Annotated in this window: 18 protein-coding genes; 9 read left to right on the top strand and 9 right to left on the bottom strand. The window is 45.7% G+C overall.

Annotation, left to right across the window (positions count from 1 at the left end; genetic code table 11):
* Positions 1-130: 130 nt before the first annotated feature.
* A complete protein-coding gene (locus ACQEXP_RS05375; RefSeq protein WP_269375016.1) occupies positions 131-2,041 on the top strand; it encodes a methyl-accepting chemotaxis protein in 1,911 nt (636 codons plus the stop codon).
* 80 nt (positions 2,042-2,121) lie between these two features.
* Here the strand turns inward: ACQEXP_RS05375 and ACQEXP_RS05370 are convergent, their stop codons facing one another.
* On the bottom strand, positions 2,122-3,327 hold the full coding sequence (locus tag ACQEXP_RS05370) for an MFS transporter (protein ID WP_426968647.1): 1,206 nt from the start codon (positions 3,325-3,327) through the stop codon (positions 2,122-2,124).
* 97 nt (positions 3,328-3,424) lie between these two features.
* Here ACQEXP_RS05370 and soxR point away from each other — a divergent pair, with 97 nt between their 5' ends.
* On the top strand, positions 3,425-3,889 hold the full coding sequence (soxR, locus tag ACQEXP_RS05365) for a redox-sensitive transcriptional activator SoxR (protein ID WP_269375014.1): 465 nt from the start codon (positions 3,425-3,427) through the stop codon (positions 3,887-3,889).
* Here soxR and ACQEXP_RS05360 read toward each other — a convergent pair.
* Positions 3,863-4,738 carry an AEC family transporter gene (locus ACQEXP_RS05360; RefSeq protein ID WP_269375013.1) on the bottom strand — a complete coding sequence of 292 codons (876 nt, stop codon included), beginning with the start codon at positions 4,736-4,738 and terminating at the stop codon, positions 3,863-3,865. The two genes, soxR and ACQEXP_RS05360, sit on opposite strands and share 27 nt — an antisense overlap.
* A 120-nt stretch (positions 4,739-4,858) precedes the next feature.
* Positions 4,859-5,335, bottom strand: a complete 477-nt coding sequence (locus tag ACQEXP_RS05355) for a peptide-methionine (S)-S-oxide reductase (RefSeq protein WP_426968644.1) — start codon at positions 5,333-5,335, stop codon at positions 4,859-4,861.
* 301 nt (positions 5,336-5,636) lie between these two features.
* Here ACQEXP_RS05355 and ACQEXP_RS05350 point away from each other — a divergent pair, with 301 nt between their 5' ends.
* From ACQEXP_RS05350 to ACQEXP_RS05340, 3 genes are all read left to right on the top strand, one after another.
* Positions 5,637-6,638, top strand: coding sequence for an ABC transporter substrate-binding protein (locus ACQEXP_RS05350; RefSeq protein ID WP_426968642.1), 1,002 nt, complete (start codon positions 5,637-5,639; stop codon positions 6,636-6,638).
* Between the two features lie 4 nt (positions 6,639-6,642).
* Complete coding sequence (locus tag ACQEXP_RS05345; RefSeq protein WP_269375011.1) at positions 6,643-8,001, top strand: GGDEF domain-containing protein; 1,359 nt, start codon at positions 6,643-6,645, stop codon at positions 7,999-8,001.
* 189 nt (positions 8,002-8,190) lie between these two features.
* Positions 8,191-8,799, top strand: coding sequence for a YitT family protein (locus tag ACQEXP_RS05340; RefSeq protein WP_138971094.1), 609 nt, complete (start codon positions 8,191-8,193; stop codon positions 8,797-8,799).
* Positions 8,800-8,832: 33 nt separating this feature from the next.
* Here ACQEXP_RS05340 and ACQEXP_RS05335 read toward each other — a convergent pair whose 3' ends face one another.
* On the bottom strand, positions 8,833-9,351 hold the full coding sequence (locus ACQEXP_RS05335) for a flavodoxin family protein (RefSeq protein WP_426968640.1): 519 nt from the start codon (positions 9,349-9,351) through the stop codon (positions 8,833-8,835).
* A gap of 78 nt (positions 9,352-9,429) precedes the next feature.
* A complete protein-coding gene (locus ACQEXP_RS05330) occupies positions 9,430-9,906 on the bottom strand; it encodes an HAD family hydrolase (RefSeq protein ID WP_426968639.1) in 477 nt (158 codons plus the stop codon).
* Between the two features lie 365 nt (positions 9,907-10,271).
* Between ACQEXP_RS05330 and ACQEXP_RS05325 the strand changes: the two genes are divergently transcribed.
* The gene (locus tag ACQEXP_RS05325) at positions 10,272-11,417 is read left to right on the top strand and encodes an efflux RND transporter periplasmic adaptor subunit (protein ID WP_269375008.1); all 1,146 of its coding nucleotides are present in this window, start codon (positions 10,272-10,274) and stop codon (positions 11,415-11,417) included.
* A gap of 9 nt (positions 11,418-11,426) precedes the next feature.
* Positions 11,427-14,552: an efflux RND transporter permease subunit gene (locus ACQEXP_RS05320; RefSeq protein ID WP_426968638.1), complete on the top strand. Its 3,126-nt coding sequence runs from the start codon at positions 11,427-11,429 to the stop codon at positions 14,550-14,552.
* A 73-nt stretch (positions 14,553-14,625) separates the two neighbouring features.
* Here ACQEXP_RS05320 and ACQEXP_RS05315 read toward each other — a convergent pair whose 3' ends face one another.
* From ACQEXP_RS05315 to ACQEXP_RS05300, 4 genes are all read right to left on the bottom strand, one after another.
* Positions 14,626-17,727: an efflux RND transporter permease subunit gene (locus ACQEXP_RS05315; protein WP_426968636.1), complete on the bottom strand. Its 3,102-nt coding sequence runs from the start codon at positions 17,725-17,727 to the stop codon at positions 14,626-14,628.
* Positions 17,724-19,040: an efflux RND transporter periplasmic adaptor subunit gene (locus tag ACQEXP_RS05310; RefSeq protein ID WP_426968634.1), complete on the bottom strand. Its 1,317-nt coding sequence runs from the start codon at positions 19,038-19,040 to the stop codon at positions 17,724-17,726. Before ACQEXP_RS05310 ends, ACQEXP_RS05315 begins: the two co-directional genes overlap by 4 nt.
* A 5-nt stretch (positions 19,041-19,045) precedes the next feature.
* Complete coding sequence (locus tag ACQEXP_RS05305) at positions 19,046-19,696, bottom strand: TetR/AcrR family transcriptional regulator (RefSeq protein ID WP_426968632.1); 651 nt, start codon at positions 19,694-19,696, stop codon at positions 19,046-19,048.
* Positions 19,697-20,055: 359 nt separating this feature from the next.
* Positions 20,056-22,566: a bifunctional diguanylate cyclase/phosphodiesterase gene (locus ACQEXP_RS05300; protein WP_426968630.1), complete on the bottom strand. Its 2,511-nt coding sequence runs from the start codon at positions 22,564-22,566 to the stop codon at positions 20,056-20,058.
* Positions 22,567-22,857: 291 nt separating this feature from the next.
* Here ACQEXP_RS05300 and ACQEXP_RS05295 point away from each other — a divergent pair, with 291 nt between their 5' ends.
* Positions 22,858-23,793, top strand: coding sequence for an endonuclease/exonuclease/phosphatase family protein (locus ACQEXP_RS05295; RefSeq protein WP_426969048.1), 936 nt, complete (start codon positions 22,858-22,860; stop codon positions 23,791-23,793).
* 104 nt (positions 23,794-23,897) lie between these two features.
* Positions 23,898-24,044, top strand: a complete 147-nt coding sequence (locus ACQEXP_RS05290) for a hypothetical protein (protein WP_269375002.1) — start codon at positions 23,898-23,900, stop codon at positions 24,042-24,044.
* Positions 24,045-24,061 lie beyond the last annotated feature (17 nt).

Raw genomic sequence — 24,061 nt, 5'->3', positions numbered from 1 at the left:
ATGAACCCGCGTTCTAGGCTGGATCTTTATCATATTCCTACCACAATTTACTTACAGATTTAATAATAAATTCGAGTGACTGGCTCTGCTCTGTAGTCGTTATGGCGATAGAGTGAATAAGGAATTTGTAATGAGAAATTTAGGGTTTAGGAAGTTACTGCTTATATCGATCATCGCGCTGGTGGTGTTTTCTGTGACGGTGTCGAGCTATGTTTCATATGTTAAGCAGAAAGAGACATTGGTGGATCTGATCACTAGAAGTAATCAGGAATATGTCAAAGAGCAAGCTGAGCAGATCGGTGGCAAACTGAATGAAAAAGTGGCGGGTTTGGATAAAGTTGGGGCGCTGTTTGCGAATCAACCCATCACAGGTAGTGAAAAAGAGTTTATTGATTTGACTCACTTGATAGCGGGTGGAATGAACCTCAACAGTTCTGTGGTGGCGTTTACTAATGGTGATGCCTACTGGAACCAGACAGCAAACACGTGGCCGAATCATAAATACAATGGTGACGTTACAACTCGAAGTTGGTATCAGCTAGGAAGACAAAGTCCAACGGCCGCAATGACGGAGCCCTATTTAAGCAGTGACGGAGACACCTACTGGGTGTCGATCGTTCGCAAGACACTGAGTGGCATGATCTCAGTCGATATGCAGCTCGGGTTTCTCAACGAAATCGTAAAAAGTGCCAACGATATTCCTGGTGCATTCGCGATGATTCTCAATCACGATAATACCGTTTTAGCTTCTTCTCTCTCTCTGGTTAAGGCGGGAGAGAAGGCAGACAAATACGCTTGGTTGGCAAACGTTGCTCGCCAGTCAATCGGAGTGAATGATTCGGTATTTGAGGGTCAGATTGACTCCGTCGAAAAACTATTTTTTGCGCACAAAATCAGTGTCGCGGGTAAAAGTTGGTACTTCGTAACTGGGCTTGAGAAAGACGTCGTTTTCTCTGATTTGGTGTCGGCGAAACAAGCTGCGATCGCCACGGCATCAATTGCAACCGTGGTGAGTGTGATATTAGCAATGCTAATTATGCAGGTTCTTTACCGACCCATTTTAGTACTGAAACAGACCATGCTTGGTCTGAGCCAAGGAAACGGCGATCTCACTCAGCGCATCGAAGTCAAAACGAAAGACGACTTGGGAGAGATCTCGGAAAGTGTTAACTCGTTTATCGGAAGCTTGCAGACCATGATGTTAGAGATTCGCCAGATGACGGAAAATCTCAATGAGAATGTCGATCGGATGAAAGATCAAAGTCAGAGGAATAGCGTTATTCTCCAAAACCATGTTCAAGAGACAGAGCAAGTGGTGACGGCCATCGAGGAGATGAACTCTACGGCTGATTCGATGGCAACGGATGCGGCGAATACTGCGCAATTGACTCATAAGGCGAGTGAGGCGAGTAGCGCTTCTAAGAATACCGTGACACAAGCGCAGAAAAATGTTCAAGAGTTAGTCGAAGACGTAAGCACGGCATCTGGAAACGTAAATAATATGGCGGCCGAGACGGATGGAATTAATACCATTCTTGGTGTGATTGGCGATATCGCTGAACAGACTAATTTACTGGCGCTAAATGCAGCCATTGAGGCAGCACGTGCAGGGGAGCAGGGGCGTGGTTTCGCGGTGGTGGCGGATGAGGTTCGTAACCTTGCTAGCCGAACCAAAACGAGTACTGAAGAAATAGAAGCGGCGCTAGCAAGCTTGTTACGTGGCAGCCAATCCGTGGTGGACTCGATGGAATCGACCAAACAGAAGTGCGCCCAAACTGCGCAAGGGGCTGGTGAAGTGGCAGAAAGTCTCGATGTGATGAGTCAATTTGTGACGGATATAAACGACCTCAGCACACAAATTGCGACAGCCGCAGAAGAGCAAAGTAGCGTTACTCAAGAGTTAAGCCGCAATATGAGCGCAATCAATGACATTGTTGGTGAGTTGGATGCCAATGGACAACAAGCATTAGAAGAGGCGCAGAGAATATCAGAGATGAATCAGACACTGAGTGATATCGTCGCTCGCTTTAAACTCTCGTAGTTCACTTGCTATTGGCTGAAAATATAAGAGGTACCTCCATGTACCTCTTTTGTTTTTAATTGGAGAGAGACAATATCGGCTCAGTTGGCAATTTGAGCTTGTAAAGCGCGGGAGCGGTTGAGTTGCGACATAACCAATACCGCGGAAAACATAGTAAACGCTGCAATAGCAAAGCCCCATTGAGTCATATCGTATCGTGCCAAATACGCAATCAGGATGTAACTGACACTTTGTACAGATGTGGAAAATAGCACCAATCCACCTTCTACTCTGCCACGCTGACTGACATCAATCGTATGATGCATCCAATTAGTGCGAGCGATACGATTTAAGGCATTAAAAAATCCAAACACTAACGTCATCATAAGGATGTACATTGGGTGTGTCGCGATACTCATACCCACTAAGGACAGTGCTACCAGAGCCATTGAGTATTGCATGGTCGTTTGATGTGAGCTCAGTGAGAGCAGTCTGCTGACTAATATACCCGTCAGCAAAGAACCAAAACCAAAGGTGATGTTATAGCCGGCATACCAGTCTCCGGAAATGTTATTCTCAGCAAACCAAATTGGGACAAGTTTTCCTAAGAAAGTGAGAATTGGATAAGAAAGGCATGACATCAGCAGAAAAGCATAGAAGTGTGGCTGTTGAGCAAAGATGGTACGACTCTCTTTCATCTGTTCGACAAAAGAGTTTTGGTTGTTGCTACGCAGTTGCTGGTGATAGGGTGTGACAATGTAACTCACAGCGGCGATAGCCGATGCAATGGCTGCGAACGTTGCAAACTCCACCATTCCCCATCTTTGCAGTAACACGACGCCTAATGCGCCAGCACCAAGGGTTGTCGCCTGCATTACAATCTCTTGTTTACCTGAAATCGAAGCATATTCATGGCGCTGATAGTTCTCTTGGGTAAATGCGTTGTTCGTCGACCAGGCTAAATTGCTACTGACCCAAAACACTAATTGAGCGCCGGCGAGGAGCCAGTGAGAATCGAGATGAATAAGGTATGCGACCAACACGATGGTTGCGGTGAGAGACTGAACCACTTGAACAAGGATCAGCAATGATTTCCGTGAGTGACGATCAATTAAGGTCGCAAAAAATGGCGTGAGGACAAATGATGTTGCTGTACAGGTGAGGGCAACCAAAGCAATGAATGTTCCCATATCGGGTGTGCTTAACATGATCCACGGCAAAGCCATCATGAAAAGACCGGATGAAATACCATCAAAAAAGCGCCCTGAAAGGTAAGGCAGAGTTCTATTTCTCGTCACTAGTCTCATCGAAATATCCTTATGTAATCTGATTGAGTTAGTGCTACTCTAAAACCTCAAGTTAACTTTAGGTAAAGCGTTAATTTCAATTTATTTGGAGCACAATATGGAAATGAGTGTGGGAGAAGTGGCAAAAAGAGCGCAAGTCAAAGTCTCAGCGCTACACTTCTATGAGCAAAAGGGATTGATCTTCAGTTGGAGAAATCAGGGCAATCAACGTCGTTACCATCGCAGCGTACTGAGGCGTATCGCAGTGATTAAGGCCGCTCAAGAAGTGGGGCTAACGTTGGAGGAAATTGCGGAGTCACTTGGTCATTTACCCAAGCATCAGGCTCCTAGCCGTCAGGAATGGGAGCAGATGGCATCCGGATGGAAAGAGCGTCTGGAGCACAGGATTCAGCAGCTTAAAGCCCTTCAAGATGATCTAGGTGGCTGTATCGGCTGTGGCTGTTTGTCTATGGAATCCTGTGCTATCTACAACCCTCAGGATATTCGCGCTGAAACGTTCAAAGGTAAAACCATGCTCACCAACCCTGAAGAGTGGTCACAAGGAGAGGGCGAACCCAAGTAACATTGGCAGCGTCAGCACACTAAAGAAGTTACTGAACAGCACCATTGACGCGACTTTCGTTGGCTCTATCTGAAAGCGCTCAGCAAACAGATAGTTCATCACCGCAGGTGGTAGCATGGTAAAGAGCACCATCATTTGCAGCTGCATCGGCGGTAGAGGAATGAATAGATAGATCACTGTGAAAGCGGCTGCACCGGTCGCCAGTGATTGCAACGTACATAAGATTCCCACTTTTATGCCGCTCAACCTGAGGTTACACATCTGTGCTCCAAGCGAAAGCAGCATGACAGGAACAGCCGCCTGACCGAGTAACGAGGTCGCTTCATAGAGTGGTGTCCATACACCGATATCGGAAACGTTAAGGATTAGCGCTAAGCTTGCCGCGATAAAGATGGGCATCTTTACGATCTGTTTGAAAGGGTTACCTTCACTCAGGAGTGCTAAACCGAGGCTAATATGTAGGCAGGCCGAAACCACAAACAGTAAAACTGCCGCCCCGAGTGCACTGTCTCCGAACGTGTAAGTAAACAACGGGATAGCGAGGTTGCCACTGTTACGAAACATATGTGGAGGTGCCCAAGCTTTATAGTTTAGCTTGGTGAGTTTGCACACGGGGAGCATGAGGATACCAGGTAACAGCACCGCGATGGCGGCAGCGCTTAAAAGAGGCACTTGCTCAGTATCCAGCGGCATTGCGACCAGCGATGAAAATACCAACGCAGGGGTGAACGCATCCATATTGATACGGTTAATCGGCCTAAAGTCGGGTTTAAGCCATCTACCAACGGAAAAGCCAACGGCAATCAGCGCGAACACAGGGAAGAGAATCCCTACCACTTGTTGAAACATTTCAATCCTTGAATAGCGTTACACAACTTTGACTAACTTACTGGATCTTAACTCATTAAAACAGTGTGATGTCGCTTTTAACGTCAATGCCCGTTGATTTACGCGCGGTTGCTCTGCTGGCTACTTACGATATTTGTGCAGCACATTGACGGGAATGTGGCAGTAGTCATTTGGAAATCGAGTTAATCGATCTTGGTGTTCGTCATCGCTCTTGACGTAATTGGTCAGCAGCATCACTTCAACTGCAATGTTCTTGCTGTCCGGACGCGCAGCAATGTACTGGCGAGCTTGATGTAAGTGCTGCTCATCTCGGCTGTAAACTCCAGTACGATACTTCTCACCGATGTCCTCTCCTTGCTGGTTAACGCTATAGGGATCGATAATTTCGAACAGATAATCCATTAACTGTTCAACAGAGAGCAATTCAGGATCAAACTCAGTACGAACACATTCTGCGTAGCCATCATATTGCCCCGAGGTTGTGCTAGAGGTGCCATTGGCTCTACCGGCTTCCGTGGAGACAACACCGGGTAAATGGCGCATAAACTCTTGCACACCCCATAAGCATCCGCCTGCAATATAGATCTCGTGTAACAAAACATGGCTCCGTTGGTCGATTTAGACTGGCAATTAAAACAAATTCCACTGCCGAGGAATAGTCATAATTCGTCAAGCGAATATGTGCACAGATATAACAGAAAGCATCGAGAATAAGAGGATGGCTAGACAAACTGGCGGATATCGATGGCGCGTCGGAAGGGCTGATTTTTGTGAGCTGGCGTTAAGTTTTAAAGAAATTATTCATGACAATCTGAAAAACTTGAGCTCTTGGTTCACTTTTTTAATTCATAGGCTAAATTTATATGTGCTAGGTTTCTTATGTGAAATGGATCTGCCAATGATACCGTTTATAAAGAATAATAAATTGGCGCTTAGTGTTTCTGTGATTATGTTGTGCGCGGTGGCTTGGGGCGTGATAAACGAAGTGAAGATGAGTCAGATGACGACTTCTTCAAAAATTAGAATAGGGGTTTCTCTAACACCCTTATCGTCGCCTTTTTTGGTTGCTGACCAACTGGGCTTTTTTAAATCCTTTAATCTCGACGTCAGCTTACACCCTTGTTCTAGTGGTGCTGCTTGTACAAACTTGATGCTAGATCGCAACGTTGACTATGCAACGGCATCGGAGTCTGTTGTGATGTTCCAAAGCTTTCAGCGTGATGATCTTTCGTTGCTTGTTAGTTTTGTTGAATCAGACAACGACCTCAAACTTCTCACACTCGTGCCTGCCAGTATTCACAGCGTTAACGAGCTGGAAGGTCGTAGGGTAGGTATCATAAAGGGCACGGCCAGTGAGTTCTATTTCGACTCGGTACTTATCAGCAACAATCTCAAGCATATGCCCGTAGAGAAAGTCTATTTGCAACCACACGAGATGGTACCGGCACTGCTTTCATATCGGGTTGATGCAATATCGGCATGGGAACCAATGGGTTTTGAAGCGGATTTACTCTCTGTTGCGGATGTGGCGAATCTAGGGGTTAAAGGGATCTATCAACTGTCATTTAACCTTATTGCTCGCTCACCTTATCTAGAGTTTGTTGGTGATGAGCCAACCCGTTTACTACAAGCTCTTGATAAGGCGATTGAATGGATAAACAGCAACCCAGAGGATGCGATTGCGATGATCGCGACACGACTTGACCTTCCGCCTAGCCAAGTCAAGTGGACATGGCAGGACTACCTGTTTCGCTTATCCTTGGGTAATTCGCTACTGTCAAACTTGCAATTACAATCTCGCTGGGCGATTGAAATGGGGTTGGTCGAAAACTCACCGCCGGATTTCAGAGAGCTGTTTTACCCCTATCCGTATCAGCAAGTGATGGACCAGAGGGATTGACGCTATGTTAGATTCTCTGTTCAAGAAAATGTTTATCCTTTCAACGACAACGATGATGTTGACGTTATTCATTGTTATCTCTTTCTCAAAGATACATGCCGAACAGAAGCTAACAAAATTCGAGCTGGATCAGCTTATTGAGCTGCAACTGTGCGTCGATTTATTGCGCAGTCAATTATGGGTGTTCAGGCAGTTTGGTGACCAGCCAAGTTTGAATCAGGTCGAGATTGCGCACGCTGAGTTGGATACTAAACTCACCGCTTATAAGAGTAGCAACATTCTTCTCGACAACATCCAACACATGAACCGAAGCCTTCATATTTTGCTACTGCAAGAAAAAGAGCTCTATTTTGATGGTTCTGGTAGACGCAAAGAAACGGATTCTGACGATATTAATGCGCGTAATCTGCTGCATTCGCGCTACAACATGATAGTACAAAACATGACAGAGGAGCTTGCTTACGTTCACCAGCTTGTCTTGAATCGTAATGTCACCAATCTACAGAGTGTTATGTCGACCGCTGCTGCGTGGCTGATCATCTGTTCCATTTTAGTTAGCGTCACCGCTTGGCTGATTTTGTTCCGTTTTAAATCGGGTGCAGAAGCAATGAAAGCGGCGATCATCGATCTTGCTAAGGGAAAATTGGACACCAAGGTTGAAGCGGTAAAAATGGACAGTGAGTTTCGTGTTATCGCCAGCTTTTTTAATCAAATGACCGTCTCGTTGTGTCGTTCGACGGTCACACGTAAAGAGCTTGAAGAAGAAGTGCTCAGACAGACTCGACAGCTCAAACATAAGCAGGAGCAACTGCTGTTCTTATCCGAACATGATCCACTCACCAACCTAATGAACCGACGCGCATTTGATAAACAGCTTGAGAATGCGATGATCAAAGCTAATCGCAGTGGCTGTAAATTGGCGTTGCTGTTTATTGATCTAGACGAGTTCAAACAAGTTAATGACACCTATGGTCATGATGCCGGTGATGTGGTGTTAGTCAAAATTGCGCAGCGATTAGAAGAGAGTGTGCGCGAGTCGGATTTTGTTGGTCGTTTAGGCGGGGATGAGTTTGTTATCTGCTTAGACCTGCTTCACGATCTGTCCATTGTCGATAAAAAAGTTGAGCAAATCATAGACGTCATCAGTCAGCCGATTGTATTTGACGGCCACACGCTCGTGATTGGGGCGAGTGTTGGTGTTAGCCATTATCCTGAACAGACCAAAGATAAAGATTCATTGCTCAGCTTAGCTGACGAAGCGATGTATAGCGCGAAAGGTCGCAGTGGGAGCGAGGAGAAGGCCAGTAAGCCAACGACCTCTTCAGAGTCAAATGTGGTCAATTTATCGGAACGCTCTAAGTAACCTTAACCTCTAGTGTACATTTTGTTTAACACAGCCCTTACAAGTGATTTCCTGTCAGATCTCGACATTTTTGTCATTAATCGACATCTTATGCGGGTTTGATTCACCAGTTTGTGAATCTGATTGCCCATCGAAATACGTCGCCGTGATGCCTATTTCGATTTTGGTACTAATGGATAGGAAGTCTAAATGGATAAAGAACATAGTTTGCGCGAGAACTTACTTGCGCTTGTTTTGGGTAGTGCTCTGGTCTCACTGGGCGTTATCTTTTTCAATAAAGTCGGTCTGCTGACAGGCGGTACCGCGGGATTGGCAATTTTCCTGACTAAGGTGAGTGATTTCAGTTTCGGCCAAATTTTCTTTGCGCTCAACTTGCCGTTTTACATTTTATCCGTCACCCGAATGGGATGGCGATTCACGCTCAATACCTTCATTGCCGTTACCATTGTTTCATTCGCGGTTGACCACTTACACCATGTCATAGAGATTGCACGCATTGACCCATTTTATGCGGCGCTTCTTGGCGGAGGGATGATCGGTATTGGGATGCTGGTGATATTCCGCCACAAGATGAGTTTAGGTGGATTCAATATTTTAGCGCTGTTTCTGCAAGAACGATTTGGCATTCGTGCGGGTAAAGTGCAGATGGCATTAGACTGTACGATTGTGATTATGTCTTTGTTTATTGTCGACATTTCGCTGATTGCTCTGTCGGTAATGGGCGCTGTCGCGACCAACTTGATTCTGGCAATGAACCACAAGCCGGGTCGTTATCAACCCCAAGCAACAACAGCATAGAAAAAGGCTTAGCTTCGGCTAAGCCTTTTTTATTTAACAATGGGATTGGCTATGACTCAAGGCGTTAGTGAAGTGCTGCAAATCCTGGTCAGACAAAGAGTAGCCATCATTGCAAGCAGCGTGCAGAGTCGCAGTAAACTCCATATTAAAATAATCAAATAGACCGTGAAACAGCCCATGAAATATTGGGCATATTTGCGCTTTACCTGAGCTGGTCACTAAGAAACCTCGCTTATGTTCAAGCGCCCGCGCTTTGGGCTTTAGTTCGGCAACATCGAGCAACTCGGTTAAACGATCGATCAGGGCTTTCATCGGCGCAGTCACGGTATACCAATATACCGGAGAGGCAAACACAATGTTGTCAGCCGCGAGCATCTTATCGACCAATTGATAAAAGTCATCGGCAGGATAGTCATTTTGGTAGTTGTAGGGAGTGATCACCAGGTCATCAATGTCGATAATCTCGCTTTCGTGGCTGCGATTGACCGCATCAATGGTTTTAGCCGTATTTCCTTGTTTGTTTGCGCTTGAGAATAGAATCAATGTTTTCACTTGTTGTCCTTTTTGATGTTGATACCTTGCTAAGGACGAGACTATAAAACCTCAACATAAGCTGAGGTAAAGTGCCAGTTACCATTTTTGTTCTAGTAGCTGAGATAAACAGTGAATCTCAGTGATGCCTTCATCAACCTGATGACGCTGAGGATTGAAATAGACGGTTTGAAGTCCAGCTTCTCTAGCGGGGAGAATATCTTTTTCAAGTGAATCACCAACCATAGTGACGTGAGAAGGCACTTGGCCTAGTGAGTGGGTGATCGAACGATAAAATTCAGCACAGTTCTTATCGATTCCTACGTTGGCTTTGCAGAAGTAACCCGCAATAAAAACGTCTAAGCCACCACGCTCGAAGGCTGCACGAACGTCTGATTCGGATGAATCTTGTGCGCTGGTCGCGATGTATAGATCGTAATCCTGCCTCAGCTTTTCCAAGGTAGTGTGTGCTTGATCTACGGTTTCAATCTCTGGCCACAAATACATTTTTCCGCTGTATTGGGGAAAATCAACCATTAGGGTGTTACCCCAATCAAATAGAATGACTCGCTTCATCTGACGACTTCCTTGTTAGTCATATTTGCCTCATCAGGTTTTATTGTAATCGCTAGTAGGTAAATTTCACCTACTAGTGATGACATTCACCAACTGCATAGTTGGCAAGTATTGATTGGTTCTGTGGAAGCTTTTATTTATCAGAGACTTAATTTTGGCACTGCAATTGCTATCGCCTAATTAGGTATTCAATGTATGAACAAAAATGAGAATTGATAAGGATTTATTATGAACGTCATTTATTGGGTGTATAGTGTGGGCTGAATTGGTGCAAAACCTCTCTACATACGTATATAAATTCTAATACTCGGTGAAGTCAGCCGAGATTGCACAAATGTATTATTACAAGCGGATAAGGAATTCACATGACAACTAAGCCGTTACGTTGGTTACTGCCATTTATCACGTTAGGGGCTGCCTATGCGGGCTACTCAGCTATCGCTTCAAGTGCACCGGAGTCACTGGAGAGTAAGCCACCCAAAGCACCACCAGTCGTCACCGTTTCTAAAGTTCAATCAAGTGACCATAAGGTCGTGATTACTAGCCACGGCGAGCTTCGACCTGTGGAAGTCACTCAACTTTCAGCTCAGGTGTCAGGTGAGGTAACCAGCTGGCACGCCAACTTTGTCGTTGGCGGTATTGTAAAACGAGGCGAGGTTCTATTCAGTATTGAAAACGACAACTACCAAGCGGCGGTATTGCAGGCTGAAGCTCAGTTAGCGAGTGCACAAGCAGCGCTTATCGAAGAGAAAGCAAAAGCCGAAGTCGCAAAGCGTCAAGCGAAGAGTATGCCTGAAAAACAGGTCACAGATTTATATCTCCGTAAACCGCAACTGCTCAGTGCCAATGCCCAAGTGAAATCTGCACAGGCCGAGCTGAAAAGAGCGAAACGTGATTTAGAAAACTGCCAGATCATCGCACCTTACGATGCACTGGTAGTGTCGAGGGATATTGGTGTTGGTCAATTCATCACTGCGGGTGCTCACGTCGCAACGCTAAATAACGTCGAAGCGGGTGAAGTGCATATTCCAATCGCAGGCTTTGACAGTGCTTTCTTGCCACAAGACTACGCAGGAACATCGGCTCAGATCATTCAGCGCGGTATCGAAAATACCTTCCGTGAAGGTGTTATCGACCGTGATCTTGGTGTGGTAGATAGCAGTACACGGATGATCAATATGGTGGTTCGCGTCGAGAATCCTTACGCCATTGATAGTGATCAGCCCGCGATGAAATTCGGTTCTTATGTCGAGGTGAAGTTCGCAGGCAAAGAGCTGAAGCATATTTACCGTCTGCCGCAAGAACTGGTTAACAATCGTCAAGTCTGGGTGGTTAACGACAACAATCAGTTAGAACCAAGAACCGTTAATGTGCTGCGTGCAGAAAAAGAGTTCATGCTGATCAATCAGGGATTGAATGATGATGACATGTTAGTCCTCACTGTGCCTGAGTATCCGCAGAAAGGGTTACAGGTTGAAGTTGCTGCGAAAACTAACCAATCAAGCATGTAGGGTTTGAGCATGGAAGAGACGAAACAAAAAGGGCTGATTGCCTATTTCGCCAACAATTCTGTGGCGGCAAACTTGCTGATGGTGTTCATTCTTATCGTCGGGACGGTGAGTTTTTTCTTCATACAAAGACAAATGTTCCCCAACATTGAGGTCAACTACATCAATGTCAGCGCACAGTATCCGGGGGCGTCGCCGCAAGAAATCGAAGAGAGCATCCTAATCAAACTTGAAGAGTCGTTGAAGGATGTCACGGGAATTAAAAAAGCGGTATCTACGGCATATCGTGGTAGCGGTAACATTGAACTGGAAGTGAACGTTAATGAGAATATCGATGATGTTCTCGATAAGGTTAAGCAGAAGGTCGATGCCACTTCTAACTTCCCAGATGCCATGGAACCGATTCAGGTTTACCAATACGAGTGGCGTCAAGATGTCATTGAGATGGCTCTGGTCGGTGATCGCAGTTTGCTTGAGCTAAAGCCGATTGCCAAACAGATTGAAGATGAGTTGCTACAACTGGGGAATGTGGCTTTGGTTGATTTAGGGGCGCCTGATTATGAGATCGCCATAGAAATCGAACCCCAAGTGCTGCAAAAGTACAGTTTAACGCTCAATGACGTTAGCAACGCGATTAAGCGTTACTCAGCGAACTATTCTGCGGGTGAAGTGCGCACCAATGCGGGAATGATCTCGGTACGAATAGAGAATCAGTATTACAGCGGTGAAGAGTTCCGCGATATCCCAGTCAAAATTGGTAAAAATGGTGGCAAGGTTCTTTTGCAAGACATCGCCACGATTAAAGATGGTTTTACCGAAGATGATCGATACTTCAAGTATTCGGGTCAAAACGCGATGTACCTTTCGGTTAAGGCGACCAAAGATCAAAACATGGTCGCCGTTGCGGAGTCAGTCAAAGCGTATATTGAGCAGAAGAATCAAACGTTGCCCGCCGATCTGAAGATCAAAACTCTGGTTGATATGACCTATTATCTGAATGCGCGTTTAGACATGATGTTGAAGAACCTACTGCAAGGTGCGGTTTTGGTAGCACTCATGCTTAGTCTATTCTTGCGTGTTAAGTTAGCAATGTGGGTGATGATTGGTCTGCCTGTCTGTTTTCTCGGCGCGGTGATGGTGATGCCTGCGATTGGTGTCAGTATCAATATTATTTCACTGTTTGCCTTCATTATGGTGCTGGGTATTGTTGTCGATGACGCGATAGTGATTGGCGAAAGTGCTTATAGTGAAATCGAGAAAAAAGGTGGCGGGGTTGAAAATGTGGTTCGAGGCGTAAAACGCGTTGCGACTCCTGCGACCTTTGGTGTTCTTACTACCATGGCAGTATTCGCTCCGTTTTTGATGTCTCAAGGTATTGAGCGTGCCTTCTTCTTTGGTATCGCGTCGATTGTTATTCTTTGTTTGTTCTTTAGTTTGATTGAGTCGAAGCTGATTCTTCCGGCGCACTTGGCACATTCTAATTTTACTCCAATCAAGAAAGGCAGTTGGCGAGATCGATTCAATACTCGTTTCTTTGCATTCATCAATGGACCGTACAAACGTTTTGTCAAAACTTGTACCTATTGGCGTTGGAGTGTGTTTGCTGGCTTTGTTGCGATACTCGTTATCAGCATCGCTATGGTGATGGCGAGTTTCGTTCGAATTGTCCCTTCACCTAAGGTACCTCATGATTTCCCAAGTATTAAGTTGGTGATGAACGACAATGTTTCTAGCGAACAGACGATTGAGGCGTTGAAGCTCATCGAATCGACCGTTCTGACGATTGATAAAGAGATCGAACAAGAGACGGGTCAGAAAATGATTCGTGACATCCTCACCTTTAGTCAGGGTAGAAAAGAGGGTCGCTTGGTGATTCCTTTAGTTGATGAGGAACTGAGACCATTTAACACATTTGAGTTGGCTCGAAGATGGCGCGAACGTCTGCCAAATATCCCAGGGCTCAAGATGCTAAATGTATCTGACAACGTTAACGATGATGAGAAAGGGGACGAGTTCGGCTTCTTGCTTTACGGGTCGGATATTGAAAGCCTGAATGCGGCTGGACGCGATCTGATTTTGACTCTGCAACAGCAGAAAGGCTTGTTTGATATCTCTTCATCCATTGACGCGGGTAGTCAGGAAGTTCTGCTCTCTCTCGCACCAGTTGCCTACGATCTCGGTCTTGATCTCTTCGATATTGCCACTCAGGTCGGTGGGAGTTTTTACGGTGGCGAAGCACAACGAGTGCTACGCGATGGTGAAGAAATTAAAGTAATGGTTCGCTACCCACAGTTGACTCGTGAAGCGTTCTCTTCACTGCGATATGCCGTCATTACGACTCCAGAAGGTAAAAAGGTGATGCTGGGGGATGTGGTCGAAATTAATCAGCAACCTGGTGTGAGCAGCATTCGACGAGAAGGTGGATATCGTAGTGTGTATGTCTATGGTTCTATTGATGAGGAACTGGTTGAACCGAATGAGGTTGTTGGTCAGATCACCGATGAAATCATTCCAGATATTTTGACATCTTATCCAGGCGTTAAGAGCCAACTTGGTGGCTCGATAGAAGAGCAACAAGCTCAGCAAAATGAGCAAAAAATCTTCTTTGTCGCTGGTATGATCATTGTTTATATGCTGCTGGCTGTGCCGCTCAAGAGCTACACACAGCCGTTGATCATTATGTCTGTTATTCCGTTTAGTTTAACTGGGGCGATCTGGGGACATTATTGGTTTGGACTCGATCTAAGCATGATGTCGACATTTGGTCTTATCGCTGCCGCGGGGGTGGTGGTTAACGACTCCTTGGTGATGACAGATTATGTCAATCAGGTTCGAGCGCAAGGCGTGACGATCAAAGAAGCAGTGATAGAAGCTGGCTGTGCTCGATTCCGTGCCATCATACTGACTTCCATTACTACCTTTGTCGGTGTACTACCGATTATGTTTGAAACCAGTCTTCAGGCTAGGTTCGTCATACCTATGGCGGTCGCACTCGGTTTCGCCGTTTTGTTTGCAACACTGCTGACGCTGGTTCTCGTCCCATGTCTCTATTTGATGTTGGAGGATATCAAAGGTGTGTTCGGCAAGCTAAAACGCGTGCTTCCACGAGCGAAAGCGAAGGCACAAACTACGTCTTGAGAAATGATCTCGGTAGATAAAAAAATAAGCCAGACATCTTGTCTGGCTTATTTTTACTTTGATGTTTCGACCATCAAATTTCTTCATGTTTATGAACCAAACCGAAGTCAGCCAATACGGCATAGGCGGCGGGGATCATAAACAGCACCAGAAGTGTGGAGGCAAAAATACCAAAGACGATAGAGATCACGAGCGGCTGAATCACTTGCGCCTGCAAGCTGGTTTCAGTGAGTAGTGGTAGCAAGCCCGCAGCCGTAGTCATGGACGTCAAGAATACCGCGCGGAACCTCTCTCTGCTAGCTTTTACAACCGAGTCATGGACATTGTCGCCTTCATCCACATGGTGACGGATATACTGCACCAGTAGGATAGAGTCATTGACCACTATCCCCGCCAGAGAAACAAAACCCATCATACTTGGCATACTGAGTGAGTGACCAAGCAGAATATGTCCCCATACTACACCGATGAAAGCGAGTGGAATGGCAAGCATAACCACAAACGGTTCTAAGTAGCTGCGGAACTGATAGCTCAAGATGGTGAATACACCGAACAGTCCGAGCAAGAAGCCTTTCGCCATCGAAGAACTGGTCTCTGCTGTGTCTTTTGCCTCTCCTTCAAAATCAAAGCGTAGCCCCGGATATTTAGCCATTAACTTAGGTGCTTCATCTTTCTGGAACTGATTGATGATAGCGGTTGAGTTGACTTTGGTATTGTCTGTATCACCAAAGACACTGATGGTTCTCAATCCGTCAATGCGCTGTATGCGCACATAGTTTCTCTGGAAATCGAGCGTCGCGATGGTTGCCAAGGGAATTTGGCTACCGTCAGCGACAATGATCGGGAAGTTAGCTAACTGTTGCAGATCGCCCGCTTGAACCTTGTTTAATCGCACCTCAACGGAGATGTTTTCGACGCCAACCTGAATTTCATCGGCCGTTTGACCAAAGAAAGCGGCTCGCAGTTGGTTGGCGATAAGCTGACCATTGACTCCGTAGGTTTCAGCGCCCGGTCTTAGTTTGACGAGCACCTCTTCTTTACCCATGCGCATGTCATCGAGCACGCCGTGAACGCCATCAAACTCTTTTAAGTACTGCTGAATATCGATCGAGGCTGCTTTTAACGCGTTAAGATCATCATGTTTGGCGCGGATTTCAATGGCTCGCCCTCCAGGTCCCATAGTCGGTTGTTTAAATACCAGAGAGATAGGATCGGCGAGTTCTCCAATGTCTTTTCTCCATGCGGCAATAAACTCATCGATGACTGTGTTGCGGCTTTCTGCCCCGAGCAAGTCAAGCCTGACGGTCGCGATATGAGGGCCAGATTCGTTGGCGTCCGCGTTGGCGTTAAACTGACTGGTAATATGCTCGATGAGCGGTGTGCCATTTTCGACAGTTTCACTCCACTCTTTATCCAGTTTACGAGCGGAAGCGACGATTTTATCGACCACCGCTTCGGTCTGGGAGAGAGACGAGCCGGGAGGTAAAATGATACGAGCTTCCGCTATATCGCCATCTAATTCTGGAAATGGTTGGAATTTAAGTAGCCCACCAGCAATGGTTGCGATTGAAATCAGAAGTAACGCCACGATACCACCGAGGAAGGCATAGCGGTATTCGACAACTTTTTCGACACCATTGACTAGGGTAGTGTTACGGAAGTTCTCAAACTTATCGAGGAGCTTTTGTTTGAACTTAGCAGGTGGTTTATCGTTTTTTTCGCGGTGTAACGAATGGGATAAGTGGTTAGGAAGGATTAAGAATGCTTCCACCAAGCTTAACGTTAGAACCAAAATCAGCACTTGCGGAACGGCTTTCAGAACCGCCCCCATCTCTCCTTCGAGAAACAACAGACTGCCAAAGATACACACGGTGGTTAGGAACGAAGAGATAACGCCGGGCAGAACCTTTTTTACCCCTTTGATCACTGCGTCATCCACTTCTTCACCCCGATCTAGGTGTGATGCGATAGACTCGGCGATCACGATGGCATCATCCATCATGATGCCTATTGCCATCAGAAGACCAACCAGCGACATGATGTTGATTGACAGTCCGAGTTGCGCCATTAAGAACAGACCGCCAAGAAACGCGACAGGCAAACCGGCAGCAACCCAAAATGAGTAACGAAGGGTGAAGAACAACCACATGGTAGCAAACACTAAGACAATACCTTGCCAGCCGTTGCGTACCATCATGGTTAAGCGATCCCACAATACGGATGAGAGGTCATTAGTCAGCTCAAGTTTGACACCCATCGGCGCAATAGCCTGTTGTTCTTCGACAAACTGGGCGACACGCTCTTTGATACGCAGCGCATCATCTTCTTTGTTTTTACTGACTTTAAGTAGTGCCGAAGGATGGCCATCAAATAGCACTTTTTGTTCGTCCAATTCGAAGCGATCGGTGATGGTCGCGATGTCTCTAAGACGTATAAGCGATCCATTAGGGCCTGAGCCGACAACAATACTTTCCATTTCTTGTGGAGTGATGCGTCGCTCATCGAAACGGATAAGGAAGTTTTTGTCGGGAGTTTCAACGCTTCCGCTTGGTAGTTTGATATTCTGACGACCAATCTGATCGGCGATATCGCCAACACTTAGACCCAATTGACGCATCGCTTGCCCATCAAGCTCGACTCTAAACTGGTGATCCGAAAAGCCAGCTATATCGACCAGCGAAACACTATAATCGAGCTTTAACGTCCGTTTAAGCTGTTCAGCATACGCTTTTAGCTCAGGCCAAGTGGTATCGGCAGTGATCGCGACATCAACGACAGGCTCGTTCCAGTCTAGCTCTTGAACAACAGGGGACTCAATCTGTTGAGGGAAGTCATTGATAGAGTTGATTTGCGTCTGAACATCAACCAGCATCCGACCAATATCGGCTTTCTCATTGAGCTTGAGGATCAGGCGCGCTGAGCCTTCAACGGCTTCACATTGGGTCTCTTCGATATTGGCTAATCCATCGACGGCATCTTCCATTCTTACACAGATGCTCTCCTCGACTTCTTGAGGAGATGCACCAGGATAGACGACGCCAGCCATAATATAGGGTGGATCAAACTCGGGGAAAGTCTCCCTTTTGATGTTGGGTAATGAGGTAAGGCCAAGTACCAATAGGGCGAGCATCATCAGGTTGGCGGCTGTAGGATGCTTGGCAAAGAATCGGATCATTGCGTTGACTCCTGATCGCTATTGTTCGCTGTTTTAAGCAGCATCCCTTCAATGGCAGGAAGCAGATCATTTACAATCAGTTGGTCCCCCTGATTGAAATCACCATCGATTACTACTTGGTTGTCTCGGCGATACAGAACTTGGACAGCGTGGATTTCCAACTGGTTTTCCTGATTCATGAGATAGATTTTGTCACCGTGCAAAGCGCGTTCAGGGATGACCCAACTTGGATTAGCCTGACCTTCAATGACCGCTCGAACAAACATACCATTGACCAGTGGCGGTGCGGACGTCGGGTTAAGGTTGCGGTAATCTTGTTCGATTTCTAGAATCACGCCCGCCGTGGCCTGATTTGGGTCAACCGTTTCACTGATACGGGCAACTTTGGCAGGCCATGTTGCCTTCAAGCTTCCGCTACTCAGTTCGATATAAGCGTCAATGAAGGTCATGTCAGGCTGAGGAATGCCATTCGCATCGCGGCCAAACTCGCCAAGACTCGACGCTAGGGTCTGCATGTCGTGAATCGATAACTGCGCTTCTACTTCCATCACGCCCATACCATGTGCGGTGACCATAGTTTGCTGGAGGTTCACAACTTGATTCTGCTCGACATCGACTGAGGCAATGCGCAGATCATACGGAAGCGTAATAATGGTTTTCTCAAGGGAACGCTGTGCTTCATCAACCTTCGATGCATTGACTTTAACTAAGGCTTGCGCGACACGTTTTTCATCTGGCATCAGCCCAATTTGGTTTTCGATGTCCAGAACCAGCTTGCGTTGTGATAACGCACTTTGTTCTTGCTGATCGACATCTGATTGAGACGTTAGCCCTTTAGTGCGCAGATTCTGTTTCCGTTGTAACTCTTTGTTCGCAATCTCAAGTCGGTTGCGCTCGATCTTTAAGGTTTGTTTAAGGTTATCTTCTTCTTGATTCAGCTTAGCTAAAGAGGTTTGAGCAGATTTGAGATCAGCCTGAGCCTGAACCAGTTTTAGTTCGTAATCGAGTGGGTCGATACGCAGGATTTCTGTTCCGGCTTGAAGGACTTGCCCTTTTTCAAGTCTCGGATGGCGGAAGACGATTTTACCTGTGACCTCGGCGATCGCTTTCCACTCTAACTTAGGGGCAATTTTACCAAACCCGATAGCTTGCGGAGCCATTGACCTGAGTTCTAACGTTGCGGTTTCGACTAAACGGGCGCGATCGCCTGCGGGTTTAACGGGCAAATCAGGTTTCATTTTTACCGCAACAATCAGGGTGATCACGCCAACAGCGAGTGCGGGGAAGAACAGTAGTTTCTTGTTAATTTTCATTGATGTTAATCCTGCTGGTCGTTGGATTGCAGAAATCCATGAGTCATGAGTTTGATGTTATGTTCGAGTAGTTGGTCTAAGAAGGCTTCATTCAGTTCAATGCCATGAATCGCGAGCAAAGCAGGCGGTGCAATAAATGGAAAGACCATCAGACTGATGTAGGAGACCTTACACAGTTTCGGGTCAGCATCTGGCCTGAGGATTTTGCCCTCGACGAGTTTAGTAAACATAACCTGTTGCATTGGTTGGCTGATATCGAGAAAAACCTTCTCCAATAATTTGCGTTGTGTTTCGCTTGCGTCCATGTGCATGACTTGAGCGACTAAGCGCGGGAATTGCGGCACCTTGACCATCTCACGATAGTAAGTTCGCATGAGATCGAGAAAGTTCTTCTGGGAACTCTCTTTTAACAGCGCCTGCATTTGCCGTCGCATTGGCTCTAAGGTTTCACGCAACATGGTTTCAAATAATCCTTCTTTGTTGCCGAAGTAATAGCGGATCATGGCAACATTGACGCCTGCGCGATTGGCGATAAGTCGAGTCGATACCTTATCGTAGGCCATGACAGTAAACAGCTCTCTGGCTTGATGGATCAGCTGTTGTCGAGCATCGATACTGTCACTGGGACGCCCTGCTTTACGTGGCTTAATCGTCACACCAAAATCTCTTATATTAAACAGACGATTAATTATAGTGTGGCTGTGATTTGTTCGATACGACAAAAATTAATCAATATTTAAACAAGTGATTAATTTGTGACGTGTCGCGTAAGTGGGCATGCTAGAAAAGAAAATGCCCGTACAGTGGGCAACTGCACGGGCTAAAAAGGGCAACAATTCATATTGTTTGTTTGGAGATTGTTGGTCCATATCCTTATTTAAACTGTTATAAAGAGTGTTCGGTCTTTGGAATTTCTTTATATCAGTGTAACCAATGACGTTTAAAGTAACACTTTTGTCACGATTGGTTAAACAGTAAAAGTGCAAAGATAAATTCCAAATATGAAATCTTCGGGCTACAGATTGGTCTCCGTCATCGAGTTTTCTTGTAGGGTCGACGCGTACTTTTCTGCTAATTGATCGACACTGATAGGGCGCTCAATTAAATAGCCTTGGAGCACATCACATCCGTACTCTATTAAAATCTTTCTCTGCGCTTCCGTTTCGACCCCTTCAGCAACGACACGCATTTCCGCAGACTTGGCAATAGCAAGGATCGCTTTAACGAGCGAGTCACTCTGCTCCGAACTCAACATCTTGTCGACGAAGACTCGATCAATTTTGAGCTCGTCGAGTGGTAGGTTGCTCAGATAGCTTAACGATGAATAGCCTGTACCAAAATCGTCTAGTGATATCGTGAACCCAAGTTCCTTCAATTTGCTAATGACAGGCGCAACTTTAGGGAGATCGCTAATCAGGACATTTTCGGTGATTTCTAATGTAACTCGATGGTTAGGCAACTGGTGTCGAGCGGTTGCCGCCAGCAAGTTAGGAATAAGTTGTTCATTCATCAACTGCATTGGTGAGATGTTGATTGAGAGAACCAAATCAAATTGAGGTGAAGGGAACAACTGGCTGAACTCCTCACACGCCTTGTTAATCACAAAGTCGCCTAACTGATGTATCAGACCAATCTCTTCTGCCAGAGAAATAAACTCCAGTGGAGACACATGGCCAAGCTGAGTATTGCTCCAACGTAGCAAGCTTTCAACTCCATACAGTTTACCGCTGTCGGCACAAATCTGTGGCTGATAGACCACGGAAAGCTCACCACGCTCAACCGCACCGCGTAATTCGCGTTCGAGCAGGAAGTCATACTGAACTTGTTTGTTAATACTGCTATCGAAAAACAGTACATCACCTTTTTGGCGAGCCTTCGACTTGTAGAGCACGATATCAGCTTTGGAAATGAGTTCTTCGGGTTCATCACCATCGGAAGGGTACATAGAGACACCGATAGAGCAACTGGCAAATAGCACTTTGCCATCGATGACAAATTGCTGAGTAAAGACTTGCTTAATACTGTCTACTTTTGCTTCGGTTTCAGCAAGATTCGTTAAGCCGGAGAAACAGAAGATAAATTCATCGCCACCAAAACGCGCTACATAATCGTTGGGCCCAAGAAATGCCTCAAACTTCTTACCGATTTCACTGAGTAGACGGTCTCCCGCTGAGTGACCATATAAATCGTTAACTTTCTTAAAGTCATCAAGGTCGACAAACATCACCGCTAACTGACAACATGCTTGCTCCGATTGCTTGATGCCTTCTCTAATGCGTTGATGTAACTGGGAACGGTTGGGTAGGCCAGTGAGTTCATCATGGGAAGCAATGTACTCCAATTGATCTTTGGTGGATTGCAAATGCTCGAAGTCGTTGTTGATTCGTTTTTCAAATCGCTTAAAGCGTTTGGCGATGAGACGGCTTAAAGCAATGGAGAACAGAGCCACGATAGCGGTTGTGCTTAAGCCAATGACTAACAGCTGCTGTAAGGTGCTGCGTTGCTCCAGTTTCGCCTGCTGCTCGACAGAGGCGAGATAGCGCATATTGATTTCATCATACACACCGGCGCCGATTGTCCATTGCCAGCTTTCATCTTGAACGACGTAACTGGTTTTAGAGTAATCTGAGATATCTTCAGGTCCAAAGGTCGCTTTGTAGTGTACAAATTCTTTATTGGCGTTCATGAGGGCTGAAGCGCCCTGTAAAGATTCGGAACTGTCGAGGTTATACGCATTCTTGCCAATCAACTCAGAGTCAATGTGCGAAAGAATCGTTCCGTCATTTTCGATGACGAACACATAGCCAAATTGACCAAATCTAAGATTTATCAACCAGTTAAGAACCCTTTTCTTGATGTCATTTTCTACATCGACGACATAGTCGCCCGTACCGATAAACCAGTCATAGGGTTCGAAGTACTTACCAAAGCCCACTTTTTCAAACTCTTTATTTTTGTTATCTGGCTTAACAAACCACCAGCGATAGAAGGCTTCGCCATGTTTTTTTACCTCTTCTCCCATCTCGCGGACGATGTAGCTGCCGCGAACATCTTTAAAATCCCACAAAGATGTGCCTTCCACACGAGGAAGTAGGGGATGCATGATGCTCAGACCATCGGTTTTGTAGATAAAGAAGTAACCACGACCGTTATTGAAACGTATATCGCGAAGGGCATCGGTAATAAGTTTGGTAACTTCCGCCTCGGGTAAATGTTTGTTGCTTTCGTATAGGCGCGTCGCGATGTTGTGAGCTTGATATATCTGCTCTTTGATCGTGCGTTCTAGTTCGGCTTCTGTTTGAGTGCGTGCGTAGCGGATTTGCTGCTCAACATATTCGACTCGGCTGGTTAGGGTTGCCAGTTGCTGTTGTTGGTGTTCTTGGCGTAATGCGCGTAATTGCTCTTCTGAATTTAGAATGACGTCTCTTGCGGTAAGGATTATCCAGAATAGAGTGAAGACAGCAACGATGGAAGCTGGAGCATAAGTAATTAAGTTCAGCAGTTTTTTATCCGTCAGCTTGGTCATGTAATACCGTAAGTTGCCTAAAAATAAGAACTTAGATTATAGCAATCGTTTAATGAAATGTTAAAGATATCAATGCGAATTGTTCTAAATCTTAACAATTTGAGATCTCACGGTATGTATTGAATTGCATTCCGAACCACTTTCTCAAGATTAGAGGTGCATAATTATGCATTTATACTTGGGGAATCTGACTATTAGTCACTTGAGTTGAGCTATATTTCATAGTGTAGCGGAGAAATGTGACAGCTTGACGCATACTTGGTTGATATCGTTCGTAAGGAGAGCCGATTGATAAAGCGCAGCTTAGTCTGGTTATTGATCTTCAGTCCAACATTAGCATGGGTAGGACTTTCATTTTATGAATCGACTTGGTGGATAGAAAACATTGTCGCGTTTCCGGCGGTCTTTCTGTTGATCTACTGGGGACTCGCGTTGGCCTTGATATGGAAGAAGTGTTGGGCGCAGGGTGTCGTATCTCTTTTGTTATCGGGTGTGTTCTTCCTCCTCGCTCCAAAATCCCAGCACACTTTAGTTACCAACTGCGTCAATCCGATCACGGTGAGTCAGTTTAATCTTTACTACGGCAACAGAGACATCAATCAATTTATAAACCGTTTGCTATCAAATCCCACGGATTTAGTCGTGCTGCAAGAGGTAGCGCCTGAAATAGGTGAAAAACTCAAAACACTCGATGATGTTTATCCCTATTACTACGGTGGACAAGAGGGAATTGGTTACCCTTCTAGTCAGATGATTTTGAGTCGAGCGCCGCTGCGAGACGTCTCCGTGTACATGACGCCAGATCAGCAAGCCATCATACACGGTGTTTGGATGCCAAATAAGCATAGTGCGGTGACCTTTATTGCTGCACATCCTCCTTCACCAAGGACTAAAGAGCTCTGGTATCGACGTAATGCCTTGATAAGGACGATAGAATCTATCATTGAACTTTATCCGAGCGATGAAATGCTGGTGGTTGGGGATTTCAACCTATCCGCGGTTAGCCTGAGGTTTGGTCAGATTTTGCCAAGTTTTCAAACGGTGCCAGTGGCGAGTTGGCCTAATTGGACTCAAGAGGTTGCGACACCCGATTTTTCAATGATTGCGATTGATCACTTATGGTTAAAGTCATCCTTAGAAGGAAGGCGGATATGTGAACGACGAAGTATCAATCATCCAAATGGCTCTGACCATAAAATGGTGATCACCAAGATTGGGTTTCTTTAATGGTGCTAGTTGGACGAAACAAACTCAGCTCTTACTTAGGTTGAACTCGTAACAGGCAGTCTATAGAATTGCCGCTCCTTAACACTCTATCCGTTTGAGGATTTATGAACAGTGCACAAGTTGCGGCGTCATATTCTACAGCGATTGTTTCACCTAAGCGTGAAGTGATGATGCGAGAATTTTTGGCGTTAGCAAAAATGGCGTCGGCAATTGCCTTACCATTTTTGCTGTTGTCTCTGGTTTGGATTTAACACAGAGCAATACGACA

The organism is Vibrio sp. TRT 1302, from assembly GCF_050113875.1.
Taxonomy (GTDB): Bacteria; Pseudomonadota; Gammaproteobacteria; order Enterobacterales; family Vibrionaceae; genus Vibrio.
This window is presented reverse-complemented; position numbering and strand designations above follow the sequence as displayed.

Excerpts from the sequence above, each read along its gene's own strand:
- ACQEXP_RS05375 (WP_269375016.1), top strand. The coding sequence starts at position 131 with ATGAGAAATTTAGGGTTTAGGAAGTTACTGCTTATATCGATCATCGCG.
- ACQEXP_RS05300 (WP_426968630.1), bottom strand. The coding sequence starts at position 22,566 with ATGACCAAGCTGACGGATAAAAAACTGCTGAACTTAATTACTTATGCT.
- ACQEXP_RS05310 (WP_426968634.1), bottom strand. The coding sequence starts at position 19,040 with ATGAAAATTAACAAGAAACTACTGTTCTTCCCCGCACTCGCTGTTGGC.
- soxR (WP_269375014.1), top strand. The coding sequence starts at position 3,425 with ATGGAAATGAGTGTGGGAGAAGTGGCAAAAAGAGCGCAAGTCAAAGTC.
- ACQEXP_RS05320 (WP_426968638.1), top strand. The coding sequence starts at position 11,427 with ATGGAAGAGACGAAACAAAAAGGGCTGATTGCCTATTTCGCCAACAAT.
- ACQEXP_RS05360 (WP_269375013.1), bottom strand. The coding sequence starts at position 4,738 with ATGTTTCAACAAGTGGTAGGGATTCTCTTCCCTGTGTTCGCGCTGATT.
- ACQEXP_RS05325 (WP_269375008.1), top strand. The coding sequence starts at position 10,272 with ATGACAACTAAGCCGTTACGTTGGTTACTGCCATTTATCACGTTAGGG.
- ACQEXP_RS05315 (WP_426968636.1), bottom strand. The coding sequence starts at position 17,727 with ATGATCCGATTCTTTGCCAAGCATCCTACAGCCGCCAACCTGATGATG.
- ACQEXP_RS05330 (WP_426968639.1), bottom strand. The coding sequence starts at position 9,906 with ATGAAGCGAGTCATTCTATTTGATTGGGGTAACACCCTAATGGTTGAT.
- ACQEXP_RS05345 (WP_269375011.1), top strand. The coding sequence starts at position 6,643 with ATGTTAGATTCTCTGTTCAAGAAAATGTTTATCCTTTCAACGACAACG.
- ACQEXP_RS05350 (WP_426968642.1), top strand. The coding sequence starts at position 5,637 with ATGATACCGTTTATAAAGAATAATAAATTGGCGCTTAGTGTTTCTGTG.
- ACQEXP_RS05370 (WP_426968647.1), bottom strand. The coding sequence starts at position 3,327 with ATGAGACTAGTGACGAGAAATAGAACTCTGCCTTACCTTTCAGGGCGC.
- ACQEXP_RS05340 (WP_138971094.1), top strand. The coding sequence starts at position 8,191 with ATGGATAAAGAACATAGTTTGCGCGAGAACTTACTTGCGCTTGTTTTG.
- ACQEXP_RS05290 (WP_269375002.1), top strand. The coding sequence starts at position 23,898 with ATGAACAGTGCACAAGTTGCGGCGTCATATTCTACAGCGATTGTTTCA.